The sequence below is a fragment of the Bordetella pseudohinzii genome, assembly GCF_000657795.2.
Classification (GTDB): Bacteria; Pseudomonadota; Gammaproteobacteria; order Burkholderiales; family Burkholderiaceae_B; genus Bordetella; species Bordetella pseudohinzii.
Map to the genome: position 1 here is coordinate 169767 of NZ_JHEP02000001.1, position 12895 is coordinate 182661.

Below are 12895 nucleotides of genomic sequence, written 5' to 3' on the forward strand. Positions count from 1 at the left end.
CCTAGCCCAACACCGCCCGCCAGGCTTGCAGCTTCTCCTCAAACCCCTGCGCCGCATGCGCGGGGCTGGTCGAAGGCAGGGCCAGCACGCGCAGGCGGCTGTCGCGGCCGGCCAGCATGGGGCCGACGTGGCGGCGGTAGAGCTGGGCGGCCTTGGCGCCGTTCAGGCCGATGACTTCGAGCCTGGGATGGCGGGCCAGGAAGCCGGCGAAGTCATTGGGCACGGCGCTGGCCGCGACGATGGCCGCGTCCAGGCTGCCGGGCCGCTCGCAGGCGGCCAGCACGTCCCACAGGGCCACGCCCGCCTCCTGCAAGGCCCGCAGGCGGGCGTGGTAGGGCGCGGCGGCGTCCACCCCGAACAAGGCCTGGGCGATGCGCCAGAAGGCATTGCGCGCATGGGCGTAGTACTCGCCCCGCGCCAGCGAGACCGCGCCCGGCATGGTGCCCAGGATGAGGATGCGCGCATCGGCGCGGGCCGCCGGCGCAAAGCCCTGCACACGCGGCGAGGCGGCCTCAGCGCGCATGCAGGCGGTCCAGGCGCAGGCGGCCGCGTCCGTCGCTCAGGCGGTGCAGCGCCGCCCAGGACACGCCGATGGCCGCCAGGCCGCTGGCGCCGCACAGCAGGAAGAGAATGAGGATCTGGTACTTGACGGCCTCGACGGGATCCATGCCGGCGATGATCTGGCCCGTCATGATGCCGGGCAGCGTGATGATGCCGGCCGCCGCCATCTGGTTGATCGAAGGCACCAGGCCGCGCCGCACGGATTCGCGCATCAGCATCGAGAAGGCCTGCCTGGGCGTGGCGCCCAGGGCGATGCGGGCCTCGATGGCGGCGCGTTCGCGGCGCACGCCGACCAGCATATTGTCCAGCGCCAGGCTGCCGGCATTGAGCACGCTGCCCAGCACGATGCCGACCAGCGAAATCAGATACCGCGGGTCATACCAGGGATCGGGCCGCAGCGCGGTGCTGAGAATGAAGAGCGCGGTGACCGCCGTGGTGCTGACCACGGCCAGCGCGCCGATGCGCAGATTGCCCGCCGCGCTCAGGCGTTCGGCGGGCCGGGCCGCGACCTCGCGCGCGGCCAGCCCCATCATGATCAATACCACGATCGTGGTAAGCCAGGGCGCGGCGTTGGCGAAGACCACGCGCAGGATATGGCCGACCAGCAGCAGCTGCACCACGGTGCGCGCGGCCGCCCAGAGGATGCTGCGCTCCATGCGCAGCCGCAGGCCCAGGGAAATCAGGGCGCTCAAGGCCACCAGCGAGGCGGCGATGGCCAGGTCGCTGGCTTGCAGCGTGAGCACGCCCTGCACGGCGGGCTGGGTCAGGCTGTTCATTGCGGCTCCAGTCGGTGGTTGCGCAGCAGATAATGCCGGCTGGCCAGGCGCTGGGCCTGGGCGGGGTTGTGCGTGACCACCATGGCCGTCATGCCGCCGGCCAGCGAGCGCAGGATCAGGTCTTCGACGCGCTCGGTGGCGGCCTCGTCCAGCGAGGCCGTGGGCTCATCGAGCAGGATGACGGGCGGCCGGTCGCGCAAGGCGCGCGCCAGGCCCAGGCGTTGCCGCTCGCCGGTGGACAGCTCGTTGACCTGCGCCTGCAGGATGTCCTGGCGCAGGCCCAGCGCCTCGAACAAGCCCTCCAGGGCCGCGGCATCCATGCCCGGCCCGGGCGCGAAATGCGGCGCCACGGCGTCGTCCCACCAGCCGGCTTCGGCCTGGCAATAACGCACGAGACGGCGCCAGGCCGGCCCCGGCATGCTGGCGCGCGCCGCGCCGTCGAGCCAGATGTCGCCCAGCCCGGGATCCAGGTCGGCGACCTGGCGCAGGAAAAGGGATTTGCCGGCGCCCGAGGCGCCCATGATGGAGATGCACTCGCCGCGCGCCAGGTCCAGGTCGGCCGGCACGAAGCCGGCCGGCGCCACGCCGCGCAGACAGAGGTAGCCGCCCTTGGGCGGCAAGGACGAAACGCTCATGGCAGGAAAGCGGTGATGCGGGACATGGAGGGCATTATGCCGCCCTGCCCCGCATCCGGCCAGCCGGGGCTCAGGCCGCCAGGCGGCGCTCGATTTCCGACTTGGTCCGCGACAGCGCCGGCGGCAGGCCGCGGGCCAGCTGCGCGAACAGCTCGCCATGCAGGCCCAGCTCTTCGCGCCAGGCCGGCGCGTCCACCGAGATCACCTGCTGGAACTGGTCGGGCGTGAACTCCAGGCCGGTCCAGTCGATGTCGCCATAGGCGGGCGAAATGCCGAAGACCTGCTCCTGGCCGCCCGCCTCGCCGTCCAGGCGGCCCAGCATCCACTTCAGCACGCGCATGTTCTCGCCAAAGCCCGGCCAGACGAACTTGCCGTCCGGACCCTTGCGGAACCAGTTCACGCAGTAGATGCGCGGCAGCTTGGCGCCGGCATCGGACAGCCGTTGGCCCACGGTGAGCCAGTGGTTGAAGTAGTCGGCCATGTTGTAGCCGCAGAACGGCAGCATGGCGAAGGGATCGCGGCGCACCACGCCCTGCTTGCCCGCGGCCGCGGCCGTGGTTTCCGAGCCCATGGTGGCGGCCATGTAGACGCCTTCGACCCAATCGCGGGCCTCGGTCACCAGGGGCACCGTGGTCGAACGGCGGCCGCCGAAGATGAAGGCGTCGATGGCCACGCCCTGCGGGTTCTCCCATTCCGGATCGATGGACGGGCACTGCGAAGCGGGCGCCGTGAAGCGCGCGTTCGGATGGGCCGCCTTGCGGCCGGTCTCGCGCGCGATCTCGGGCGTCCAGTCCTGGCCCTGCCAGTCGATCAGGTGCGCCGGCGGCACGTCGGTCATGCCTTCCCACCACACGTCGCCGTCATCGGTCAGCGCCACATTGGTGAAGATGACATTGGCCTTGAGCGTGGCCATGGCATTGAAGTTGGTCTTCTCGCTGGTGCCCGGGGCCACGCCGAAATAACCGGCCTCGGGGTTGATGGCGCGCAGGCGGCCGTCGGCGCCCGGCTTGATCCAGGCGATGTCATCGCCAATGGTGGTGACTTTCCAGCCGTCCATGCCGGCCGGCGGGATCAGCATGGCGAAGTTGGTCTTGCCGCAGGCCGAGGGGAAGGCGGCGGCCACATGGTATTTGCGGCCCTTGGGCGAGGTCACGCCCAGGATCAGCATGTGCTCGGCCAGCCAGCCTTCGTCGCGGCCCATGGTCGAGGCGATGCGCAGCGCGAAGCACTTCTTGCCCAGCAGGGCGTTGCCGCCGTAGCCCGAGCCGAAGCTCCAGATCTCGCGCGTCTCGGGATAATGGACGATGTATTTGACCGGATTGCAGGGCCAGGCCACGTCGGCCTCGCCGGCGGCCAGCGGCTTGCCCACGCTGTGCACGCAAGGCACGAATTCGCCGTCGGCGCCCAGCACGTCCCACACGGCGCGGCCCATGCGGGTCATGATGCGCATGTTCACGACCACATAGGGGCTGTCGGAAAGCTCGACGCCGATATGGGCGATGGGCGAGCCCAGCGGGCCCATGGAAAACGGCACCACGTAGAGGGTGCGGCCGCGCATGGCGCCTTCGAACAGGCCTTGCAGGGTGGCGCGCATCTCGGCGGGCGCGGCCCAGTTATTGGTCGGGCCGGCGTCTTCCTCGCGCTCCGAACAGATGAAGGTGCGGTCTTCGACCCGGGCGACGTCGGAGGGATCGGACCAGGCAAGATAGGAATTGGGACGCTTCTCGGCGTTCAGGCGGCGCATGGTGCCGGCCTGCACCATCTGCTCGCACAGACGGTCGTATTCCTCTTGCGAGCCGTCGCACCAAACCACGCGATCGGGCTGCGTCAAGGCGACTACGCTCTGCACCCAGTCGACCAAGCGGGCGTGCTTGACATAGGACGGGACATTCAGCGGCGGCAGTTTGACCTCGGCGGTTTGCGTCATACGGTAAATCTCCTGGATATGGCTAAGGATTGCTGCGCGGCGCCCTTGGCGGCACCGCGAAAAAACGTGGCCCGGCAGACCAGGTCCCCGGGCAATGCGGCCATCATACTTGGGAGAATGCGGGCCGACCAAGCGACTTCATATCCGTTTACCGCTGGATACTACGGGTTTACCCGGGCCGATTCCGCCGTTGTTTGGGCCGGCCGCGGCCCGGCCCTGGCGCGCCGGCGCCCGCGGCGGCTATGACATAATCGGCCAGCCTCAGGGCCCTCTTTTTTTCCGCATATGAGCACCGCCGTTTTCCCTCCCTTGAATGCCGAGCGCCTGTGGGCGCGTGTCGAAACCCTCTCGCGCATGACGCTGCCGGGCCAGCCCTGGACACGCCGCGCCTTCAGTCCGCTGTTCGATCAGGCGCGCGCCTGGCTGCGCGCGGAATTCGAGGCCGCGGGCCTGGCCTGCCGCATCGATGCCGGCGGCAACCTGATCGGCCGCCTGGCCGGCCGCGACGCCGCGAAAAAACCCCTGGTCACGGGCTCGCATTGCGACACCGTGCTTGAGGGCGGCCGCTTCGACGGCATCATCGGCGTGCTGGCGGGCATCGAGGTGGCGCATACGCTCAAAGACCACGGCCTGAGCCTCGATCACGCCTTCGAGGTCATCGACTTCCTGTCCGAAGAGCCCAGCGACTACGGCATTTCCTGTGTCGGCAGCCGCGCCATCAGCGGCCATCTCACCCCGGACATGCTGGCCGCCCGCAACCCCGACGGCGAAACCCTGGCGCAGGGCATCGCCCGCGCCGGCGGCGACCCGGCCGCGCTGGACCGCGCCTTGCGCGGCCCGGGCGAGACGGCCGCCTTCGTGGAGCTGCATATCGAACAAGGCCCGGTGCTGGAGACGCGCGGCCTGCCCATCGGCGTGGTCAGCAATATCGTGGGCATCCGCCGTTCGCGCATCGTGGTGCAGGGCCGGCCCGACCATGCCGGCACCACGCCCATGGACATCCGCCGCGACGCCCTGGTGGGCGCGGCCCGCATCATCGACGCGGCCCATCGGCGCGCCAGCGGACTGGCCGGCAAGCCGCACTATGTGGTGGCCACCGTGGGACACCTGACGCTCACCCCCAATGCGGCCAACGCCGTGCCCGGCCGGGTAGACATGACGCTGGAGGTGCGCAGCGACAGCCACGAGGTGCTCGACGCCTTCACCCCGGCCGTGCTGCAAAGCGTGGCGGCCGACCTCGCGGCGCTGCGCCTGAGCGTGCAGGCTGAGCCCCTGTCGCGCGCCGAACCCACCGACTGCACGCCCCTGGTGATGGACGCGGTGCGCGGCGCCGCCCAGGCCCTGGGCTACGCCACCCTGACGCTGCCCAGCGGCGCGGGCCACGACGCCATGTATATGGCGCCCACCGGCCCCATGGGCATGATCTTCATCCCCTGCCTGGATGGCCGCAGCCATTGCCCCGAAGAATGGATCACGCCCGGGCAGCTGCTCGACGGCACGCGCGTGCTCTACCAGACCCTGCTCGAACTGGACAAACTGCCCTGAGACCATGGACCAGATCGATATCGATGACAGCACCGCCGACCGCAGCCTGCTCGACGCCCCCGGCCTCTCGCTGGTGGTCTTCCATAGCCTGACCTGCCCGAATTGCCGCATCGCGCGCCAGCGCCTGCCGGCGTTCGAACTGCCGGCCGAACGCATTTTCTGGATCGACGCCGGACGCAACGGCGGGCTGGTCGAACGCTATGAGGTCTTTCACCTGCCGGCCATCCACGTGGTGCGCGACGGCGCCTATTACGGCCCGATCAGCGCCCAGCTGGCCGACTGGGACCTGCGCCAGCAGATCGCCCAGGCCCTGGACAACCACCCGGCCGAATTGCCATGACGCCGGCCCGCCGGCCGCTGGACGGCTTCGCCACCGGCACCATGCTGGTGCTGTGCCTGTGCTGGGCCATGCAGCAGATCGCCATCAAGCTCGTGGCCCAGGACGTCGCGCCGCTATTGCAGATCGGCCTGCGCTCGGCCTTTGCCGCCGTGGTGCTGGGCCTGGTGCTGCTGCGTGCCGAAGGCCTGCGCTTCTGGCGCGACGGCAGCGCCCGCGCCGGCCTGGGCGTGGGCCTGCTGTTCGCCCTGGAGTTCGTCTTCGTGGCCCTGGGGCTGCACTACACCACGGCCTCGCACATGGCGGTGTTTCTCTATACCGCGCCCATCTTCGCCGCCCTGGGCCTGCACGCGCGCGTGCCCGGCGAACGGCTCAAGCCCCTGCAGTGGGCCGGCGTGGTCCTGGCGTTCGCGGGCATCGCGACGGCCTTCCTGGGCAAGCCCGCGCCCACCGCCGCCGCGCCCAATATGCTGCTGGGCGATGTCCTGGGGCTGCTGGCTGGCGCGGCCTGGGGCCTGACCACCGTGGGCATCCGCGCCAGCCGGCTGTCGGAGGCTCCGGCCGCCAAGACCCTGTTCTACCAGATGGCCTGCGCCGCCCTGGCGCTGCCGCTGCTGCACGGCCTGATGGGCGGCGCCTCGCCCGTGTGGACGGCGCCGGCCCTCTATAGCCTGGCTTTCCAGTGCGTGGCGGTGGCGCTGTTCAGCTATCTGGTGTGGTTCTGGCTGCTGCGCCGCTATCTGGCCACGCGGCTGTCGGTGCTGTCCTTCCTGACGCCGCTGTTCGGCGTCGGCCTGGGCGTGGCCTTGCTGGACGAGCCGCTCGACGGCCATTTCGCCGCGGGCGCCGCGCTGGTGCTGGCGGGCATCACCCTGGTGAGCGCCGCCGGCATGCTGCAGGCCTGGTGGGCGCGCCGCCAGGCCTGTTAGCCCGGCTCCTCAAGCGGCCTGGCCGCGCAGGGCTTGCAGGCGGACCCGCTGGCGGCCCTGGGCGTCGAAATTCTCCGGCGCCAGCCACTGCTCGAAGCCCGCGCGCAGGGCCGGCCATTCGCCGTCGATGATGGAAAACCAGGCCGTATCGCGCGAGCGGCCCTTGTAGACCACGGCCTGGCGGAAAATCCCCTCGAACTGGAAGCCCAGGCGCGCGGCCGCCTGGCGCGACGGCGCGTTCAGGCTGTCGCACTTCCATTCATAGCGCCGGTAGCCCAGCTCGTCGAAGACCCGCCGCATCAGGAGGAACTGCGCCTCCGTGGAAATCGGCGTGCGCTTGAGCAAGGGCGAGAAGGTCACATTGCCGACTTCGATCACGCCATTGGGCGGGTCGATGCGCATGAGCGACAAGGTGCCCACGGCCCGGCCGCTGGCGCGGTCGATGACGGCGAAATGCAGGGGGTCTTCGCTGGCCGAGGCGCGCTCGCAGTAATCGCGGTAGCGCTGCACCGTCTCGAAGGGCCCGACCGAAAGATAGGTCCAGTCGCGCCCATCGGGCGCGGCGCGGTAGGCGGCAAACAGGTCTTCGGCGTGGCGCTGGGCATCCAGGGGCTCCAGGCGGCAAAAGCGGCCCTCGACCGGCGTGCGCGGCGGGCGCGGGCGCGGCGTCCAATCCGGCAGGGGTTCGCCGATGGGCTGGTCATAGGGGTTCAGCAAGGCCATGTGAGTCTCCGCGCAACAAGGTTAGTAAACATGTCTGACTCTAGGGGAATCCGTGGCATCATAGAAAGCACCAGAACAAAGTATTTTGTTAGTGCCACGCCATGGAAGACCCCACCCGCCTCGTCCTGCTGGATGCGCCCCTGTCGCCGGGCGGCATGCCGCTGCAGCGCCAATTGCTGCAACGCCTGAAGACGGCCATCCTCGAAGGCCGCCTGGCGCCGGGCACCCGGCTGCCGGCCTCGCGCGGCTTGGCCGAGGCGCTGTCGATTTCGCGCAACACCGTCTCCATCGCCTATGAGCACCTGGCCGCCGAAGGCTATGTGCTGGCCGACCGCCAGGGCACGCGGGTCGCGCCGCTGACGCGGCAGCGCAAGGCCGGGACCGACCTGGCCGCCCAGGAACCGGCGCGCGTGGCGCGGCGCCTGACGCGGCTGGTGCGCACCCCGCACGGCACGGGCAGCTATCTGGCGCTGCGCCCCGGCCAGCCGGCGCTGTCGCACTTCCCGGCCGCAGCCTGGCGCCGGGCCCTGGACCGCGCCATGCGGCGCGGCGGCGCGGACAGCCTGTCCTATGGCGAGCCGGCGGGCGAGCCGGAACTGCGCGCCAGCATCGCCCGCTATCTGGGCGTGGCGCGCGGCGTGCACTGCCTGCCCGGGCAGGTCGTCATCACCGAAGGCACCCAGGAGGCGCTGGCGCTGTGCGTGCGCCTGCTGGCCGATCCGGGCGACATCGCCTGGGTCGAAGACCCCGGCTACCGCGGCGCCAAGACCGCCTTCTTCGCCGGCGACCTGGACGTGCGCCCCAAGCCCGTGGATGTCGAGGGCCTGCGCCTGCAGGCGCGGGACTGGGCCGAGGGCCCGCCGCGCCTGGTCTACGTGACACCCTCGCACCAATACCCCACGGGCGGCGTCATGCCGGCCGCGCGGCGCCTGGACCTGATCGCCCAGGCGCGCCGGCACCAATCGTGGATCATCGAAGACGATTACGACAGCGAATTCCGCCATCACGGCGAACCCATCGCCGCCATGCAGGGCATGGCCCCGCAGGCGCCGGTGCTCTATATCGGCAGCTTCAGCAAGACCATGTTCCCGTCGTTGCGCATCGGCTTCGTGGTGCTGCCCGAGCGGCTGGTCGAGGCCACCCGCGTGGCGGTGGCCGAGCTGCTGCGCGGCGGCCACCGCCATGAGCAGCTGGCCCTGGCTGATTTCATTGAAAGCGGAGAGTTCAGCCGCCACCTGGGACGCATGCGGCGGCTGTACCGCGAGCGCCAGCAGGCGCTGCGCGCGGCCCTCGCGCGCCACCTGGACGTCGCGCACACCGTCGAGGGCGGCCAATGCGGCCTGCACCTGACCTTGCGCCTGCCCGCCAAGCATGACGACAAGCGCATTGCCATGGACGCCCTGTCCCACGGCATGCAGCCCCAGCCGCTGTCCGGCTTTGCGCTGGCCGCGCCGGAAAACGGCCTGGTGCTGGGCTATGGCAATACGGCGGCGGAGCTGTTCGATCCGCTCGCGCGGCGCCTGGCGCAGCTCACCCGCCAGGCCAGGCGGGCGGCGCCGGCCTAGCCGATCAGGGCGCCCAGCAAGAGCGCGGTGAGCACCAGCCAGAAAATCCCGCTCAGGATGGAGCGCCGCGCAAAGGCCTTGATGCCGGCCCACAGCATCATCAGGCCGATCAGCAGCAGCGCGAAATTCATCACGTTCGGGCTCATGCCCAGGGAGGCCGCCATCCCGCTGAAAAAATCGCCCAGGGCGCCGAAAAAGCCGCCAAATAGCCAGTGCAGGGCGTCGGACACCCATTTGATGCCCTGGCCCACGGCCGCTCCCGCGCTACTGAAAAAACCCGTCTCTGCCTGCATGACGCCTCAGCTGTCCACTTTGCATGGTTATATCCGATTTGGCCGGCGGGGCTTGGTTTGGAGAAACGCCGGAACGCGGTTTAATAGCGATGGTCGCCGGCGCTGCCGGCCTTGCAACAAGGATACTCATGGCTTTCGATTTTGACCTGTATGTCATCGGCGCGGGCTCGGGCGGTGTTCGCGCAGCCCGTTTCGCGGCAGGTTTCGGCGCCCGCGTGGCGGTCGCCGAAAGCCGCTACCTGGGCGGCACCTGTGTCAATGTGGGATGCGTGCCCAAGAAGCTGCTGGTCTATGGCGCGCACTTCAGCGAAGACTTCGAGCAAGCCGCCGGCTTTGGCTGGACGCCCGGCCATCCCGGCTTTGACTGGCATACGCTGATCCAGAACAAAAACCGCGAAATCGAACGCCTGAACGGCATCTACCGCAATCTGCTGGTCAACAGCGGCGTGACGCTGCACGAGGGCCACGCCCGCATCGTGGACCCGCATACGGTCGAGATCAACGGCAAGCGCCATACGGCCGAGCGCCTGCTGATCGCCACCGGCGGCTGGCCCTTCGTGCCGGACATCCCGGGCAAGGAACTCGCCATCACCTCCAACGAGGCCTTCTTCCTGAAGCAATTGCCGCGCCGCGTGCTGGTGGTGGGCGGCGGCTATATCGCGGTCGAATTCGCCTCCATCTTCAACGGCCTGGGCGCCGACACCACGCTGGCCTACCGGCGCGACCTCTTCCTGCGCGGCTTTGACCAGAGCGTGCGCGAACACCTGCGCGACGAGCTGCAGAAAAAAGGCATGACGCTGCGCTTTAACACCGACATCGCGCGCATCGACAAGCTGCCCGACGGCACGCTGGCCGCCACCCTGCTCGACGGCTCGGTGCTGGAGACCGACTGCGTCTTCTACGCCACCGGCCGCCGCGCCATGCTGGACAACCTGGGCCTGGAGAACACCGCCGTCAAGCTCAATGAGCAAGGCTATATCGCGGTCGATGAGCTGTTCCAGACGGCCGAGCCGTCCATCCTCGCCCTGGGCGATGTGATCGGCCGCGTGCCGCTCACGCCCGTGGCGCTGGCCGAGGGCATGGCCATCGCCCGCCGCCTGTTCCGCCCCGAGGAATACCGCCCGGTCGACTATGACCTGATCCCGACCGCGGTCTTCAGCCTGCCCAATATCGGCACCGTGGGCCTGAGCACCGAAGAAGCCCTCAAGCGCGGCCACCGCGTCAAGCGCTTCGAGAGCCGCTTCCGCCCCATGAAGCTGACGCTCACCGATGCGCAGGAGCGCACGCTGATGAAGCTGGTGGTCGACGCCGACACGGACCGCGTGCTGGGCTGCCACATGGTGGGCCCGGAGGCCGGCGAGATCATCCAGGGGCTGGCCGTGGCCCTGAAAGCCGGCGCCACCAAGCGCATCTTCGACGAAACCATCGGCATCCACCCCACGGCGGCCGAAGAATTCGTCACCATGCGCACGCCGGTGGCCGACTGAGCGCCGCTCAATCGCGGGCGAGCAAGGCCTCGTAGACCGCCGCGTCGCCCGCCGAATAGCAGCAGAAGATGACGCGCCCGATGCCGGGCGCGGCGCGCAGGGTCTGGCGGACCGCGTCCAGGGCGACCGGCGCGGCAAGCTCCAGCGGATAGCCGTAGACGCCGGTGCTGATGCACGGAAAGGCGATGCTGTGCAGCGCCTGCGCCGCCGCCAGCTCGATCGAGCGCCGGTAGCAGGCGGCCAGCAGGGCCGCCTCGCCATGGCCGCCGCCGCGCCAGACCGGCCCCACGGCATGGATCACGAAACGCGCCGGCAGCGCAAAGCCCGGCGTGATCCTGGCTTCGCCCGTGGGGCAGCCGCCCAGCGCGCGGCAGGCCTGCAGCAGGCCCGGCCCGGCAGCCCGGTGGATGGCGCCGTCCACGCCGCCGCCGCCCAGCAGGCTGCGGTTGGCCGCGTTGACAATGGCGTCGACCGACAGGGTGGTGATGTCGGCCAGTTCGACTTCGAGGTTCACGCGGGCTCTCCGATGCGGCGCAGGAAGTCCATGGCCGCCGCCGGCGCCAGCGGCTTGTGCCCATTGATGAAAAAAACATAGACCTCGCGCGGCGTGCCGACGCCGATGTCGGGCAGGCGCCGCGGCAGATCGGGGCTGTGCCCCGCGGCCCATTGCCGCGCGCAGCGCGCCCAGGCGTCGAGCACGGCCGGCGCGTAGCCATGGGCGATGCCGGCGTCGGCGGCCATCAGGCGCACGTAGATCAGGTCGGCGCAAGTGCTGTCGGTGATCGACACGAACTTGGGGCTGTCGGTCAGCACGGTCGCCACCCCATGCTCGCGCGCCAGGCGCAGATAGTCTTCGCAGTCGAAGCTGGGATGGCGCACATCGAGGACATGGCGCAGGGTCCGCCCCTCCAGCCGCGCCGGCAGCAGGCCCAGAAAGGCCCGCACATCGTCATGATCGAAGACCTTGGTGTCGGGCAGTTGCCACAGCAAGGGCCCCAGCTTGTCGCCCAGGCGGTCGATGCCGCTTTCCAGAAAGCGCCTGACCGAATCGGCGCCCTGGCGCAGCGCGCTGCGATGCGTCGCATAACGCGGCGCCTTGAGGGCCAGCTTGAAGCCCTCCGGCACCTCGGCCGCCCAGGCCGCGAAGGTGGCCGGCTTCTGGCTGCCGTAGAAAGTGCCATTGACCTCGATGGCGCTCAACTGGCGCGAGGCATGATGCAACTCGCGGGCATGCGGCAGGCCGGGCGGATAGAACACGCCGTCCCGCCAGGGGGGATAGGTCCAGCCGCCGATGCCGGCACGGATAGAAGTCATGCGCGCGCTCCCGTCAGGTGAGCACTATGGTAGCGGTCATGGCCGCGCCTGATGTAATCTCGCGTAACACTCCCCCTGGCGGCCCTCATGCCCGATCTCAGCCATCTCCTCGGTTTTGCCCTCGTCTGCCTGGGCATGGTCCTCACACCCGGCCCCAATATGGTCTACCTGGTCTCCCGCTCGCTGTCGCAAGGCGTGCGGGCCGGCCTGATCTCGCTATGCGGCGTGGCCCTGGGGCTGGTGTTCTTCGTGCTCTGCGCGGCCCTGGGCATCACCGCCCTGCTGATGGCCGTGCCCTATGCCTATGAAGCCCTGTGCTTTGGCGGCGCCGTCTACCTGGCCTATCTGGCCTGGCAGGCGCTGCGTCCGGGCGGCCGCTCCCCGTTCGAGGTCCGCGCCCTGCCGCCCAGCTCGCCCCGGCGCCTGTTTTCCATGGGCCTGCTCACCAGCCTGCTCAATCCCAAGATCGCCGTGCTCTATCTGTCGCTACTGCCGCAATTCATCGATCCCGAGCGCGGCCATGTGCTGGCCCAGTCGCTGGCGCTGGGGTTCACTCAGGTCGGCATCAGCATCACGGTCAACGCGCTGATCACCGTCATGGCCGGCAGCATCGCCGTCTTCCTGATGCAGCGTCCGCGCTGGATGGCCGCGCAGCGCATCCTGATGGGCTCCGTGCTGGGCGCGCTGGCGCTGCGCATGGCGCTCGAAGCCCGCCGCTGACTCCCCGCGAAACGCCCCATGCCCTCGGCCGCCTGGCCGGCCGAAGTGCGATAATGGCGGTCTGCCCAACGCCTGCGCGCACG

The 12895-nt window shown here is 69.8% G+C and carries 13 protein-coding genes and 1 pseudogene; 6 read left to right on the forward strand and 8 right to left on the reverse strand.

All coding sequences use genetic code 11. The features are described from left to right. Position 1 precedes the first annotated feature (1 nt). The 4 genes from L540_RS00765 to L540_RS00780 form a co-directional block, all read right to left on the reverse strand. Positions 2-523 (reverse strand): DNA-deoxyinosine glycosylase, encoded by a 522-nt coding sequence (locus L540_RS00765; protein WP_043209265.1) that lies wholly within the window; start codon positions 521-523, stop codon positions 2-4. After that, on the reverse strand, positions 513-1337 hold the full coding sequence (locus L540_RS00770; protein WP_048025714.1) for an ABC transporter permease: 825 nt from the start codon (positions 1335-1337) through the stop codon (positions 513-515). Before L540_RS00770 ends, L540_RS00765 begins: the two co-directional genes overlap by 11 nt. Beyond that, positions 1334-1972, reverse strand: a complete 639-nt coding sequence (locus tag L540_RS00775) for an ABC transporter ATP-binding protein (protein ID WP_043209266.1) — start codon at positions 1970-1972, stop codon at positions 1334-1336. The genes L540_RS00770 and L540_RS00775 overlap by 4 nt, the downstream gene beginning before the upstream one ends. Before the next feature lie 70 nt (positions 1973-2042). Further along, the gene (locus tag L540_RS00780; RefSeq protein WP_043209267.1) at positions 2043-3899 is read right to left on the reverse strand and encodes a phosphoenolpyruvate carboxykinase (GTP); all 1857 of its coding nucleotides are present in this window, start codon (positions 3897-3899) and stop codon (positions 2043-2045) included. 285 nt (positions 3900-4184) lie between these two features. Between L540_RS00780 and L540_RS00785 the strand changes: the two genes are divergently transcribed. The 3 genes from L540_RS00785 to L540_RS00795 are packed head-to-tail and all read left to right on the forward strand — an operon-like array spanning position 4185 to position 6710. Beyond that, positions 4185-5444, forward strand: coding sequence for a Zn-dependent hydrolase (locus L540_RS00785; protein ID WP_043209269.1), 1260 nt, complete (start codon positions 4185-4187; stop codon positions 5442-5444). A 4-nt stretch (positions 5445-5448) separates the two neighbouring features. Continuing rightward, positions 5449-5784, forward strand: coding sequence for a thioredoxin family protein (locus L540_RS00790; protein ID WP_029580679.1), 336 nt, complete (start codon positions 5449-5451; stop codon positions 5782-5784). After that, the gene (locus L540_RS00795; protein WP_043209271.1) at positions 5781-6710 is read left to right on the forward strand and encodes a DMT family transporter; all 930 of its coding nucleotides are present in this window, start codon (positions 5781-5783) and stop codon (positions 6708-6710) included. The genes L540_RS00790 and L540_RS00795 overlap by 4 nt, the downstream gene beginning before the upstream one ends. A 24-nt stretch (positions 6711-6734) precedes the next feature. On the opposite strand, the pseudogene L540_RS00800 reads toward L540_RS00795, so the two are convergent. Next, a pseudogene (locus tag L540_RS00800) lies at positions 6735-7433 on the reverse strand (GNAT family N-acetyltransferase); the annotation flags it as partial. A 101-nt stretch (positions 7434-7534) separates the two neighbouring features. Here L540_RS00800 and pdxR point away from each other — a divergent pair. After that, on the forward strand, positions 7535-8998 hold the full coding sequence (gene pdxR / locus L540_RS00805; protein ID WP_043209274.1) for a MocR-like pyridoxine biosynthesis transcription factor PdxR: 1464 nt from the start codon (positions 7535-7537) through the stop codon (positions 8996-8998). Here the strand turns inward: pdxR and L540_RS00810 are convergent. Continuing rightward, complete coding sequence (locus tag L540_RS00810) at positions 8995-9291, reverse strand: hypothetical protein (RefSeq protein WP_043209277.1); 297 nt, start codon at positions 9289-9291, stop codon at positions 8995-8997. The genes pdxR and L540_RS00810 overlap by 4 nt on opposite strands. A 128-nt stretch (positions 9292-9419) precedes the next feature. Between L540_RS00810 and gorA the strand changes: the two genes are divergently transcribed. Continuing rightward, positions 9420-10778: a glutathione-disulfide reductase gene (gene gorA, locus L540_RS00815; protein WP_043209278.1), complete on the forward strand. Its 1359-nt coding sequence runs from the start codon at positions 9420-9422 to the stop codon at positions 10776-10778. A 7-nt stretch (positions 10779-10785) separates the two neighbouring features. Here gorA and L540_RS00820 read toward each other — a convergent pair whose 3' ends face one another. Together L540_RS00820 and L540_RS00825 are read right to left on the reverse strand one after the other, a co-directional pair. Further along, entirely contained in the window at positions 10786-11292 is a 507-nt protein-coding gene (locus tag L540_RS00820; protein ID WP_043209280.1) for an O-acetyl-ADP-ribose deacetylase, read from the reverse strand. Then, positions 11289-12092: a DUF72 domain-containing protein gene (locus L540_RS00825; RefSeq protein WP_043209283.1), complete on the reverse strand. Its 804-nt coding sequence runs from the start codon at positions 12090-12092 to the stop codon at positions 11289-11291. Before L540_RS00825 ends, L540_RS00820 begins: the two co-directional genes overlap by 4 nt. Before the next feature lie 87 nt (positions 12093-12179). Here L540_RS00825 and L540_RS00830 point away from each other — a divergent pair, with 87 nt between their 5' ends. Next, positions 12180-12812 (forward strand): LysE family translocator, encoded by a 633-nt coding sequence (locus L540_RS00830; RefSeq protein ID WP_043209286.1) that lies wholly within the window; start codon positions 12180-12182, stop codon positions 12810-12812. Positions 12813-12895 lie beyond the last annotated feature (83 nt).

Excerpts from the sequence above, each read along its gene's own strand:
- L540_RS00795 (WP_043209271.1), top strand. The coding sequence starts at position 5,781 with ATGACGCCGGCCCGCCGGCCGCTGGACGGCTTCGCCACCGGCACCATG.
- L540_RS00810 (WP_043209277.1), bottom strand. The coding sequence starts at position 9,291 with ATGCAGGCAGAGACGGGTTTTTTCAGTAGCGCGGGAGCGGCCGTGGGC.
- L540_RS00770 (WP_048025714.1), bottom strand. The coding sequence starts at position 1,337 with ATGAACAGCCTGACCCAGCCCGCCGTGCAGGGCGTGCTCACGCTGCAA.
- L540_RS00830 (WP_043209286.1), top strand. The coding sequence starts at position 12,180 with ATGCCCGATCTCAGCCATCTCCTCGGTTTTGCCCTCGTCTGCCTGGGC.
- L540_RS00790 (WP_029580679.1), top strand. The coding sequence starts at position 5,449 with ATGGACCAGATCGATATCGATGACAGCACCGCCGACCGCAGCCTGCTC.
- L540_RS00825 (WP_043209283.1), bottom strand. The coding sequence starts at position 12,092 with ATGACTTCTATCCGTGCCGGCATCGGCGGCTGGACCTATCCCCCCTGG.
- L540_RS00775 (WP_043209266.1), bottom strand. The coding sequence starts at position 1,972 with ATGAGCGTTTCGTCCTTGCCGCCCAAGGGCGGCTACCTCTGTCTGCGC.
- L540_RS00785 (WP_043209269.1), top strand. The coding sequence starts at position 4,185 with ATGAGCACCGCCGTTTTCCCTCCCTTGAATGCCGAGCGCCTGTGGGCG.
- gorA (WP_043209278.1), top strand. The coding sequence starts at position 9,420 with ATGGCTTTCGATTTTGACCTGTATGTCATCGGCGCGGGCTCGGGCGGT.
- L540_RS00765 (WP_043209265.1), bottom strand. The coding sequence starts at position 523 with ATGCGCGCTGAGGCCGCCTCGCCGCGTGTGCAGGGCTTTGCGCCGGCG.
- pdxR (WP_043209274.1), top strand. The coding sequence starts at position 7,535 with ATGGAAGACCCCACCCGCCTCGTCCTGCTGGATGCGCCCCTGTCGCCG.
- L540_RS00780 (WP_043209267.1), bottom strand. The coding sequence starts at position 3,899 with ATGACGCAAACCGCCGAGGTCAAACTGCCGCCGCTGAATGTCCCGTCC.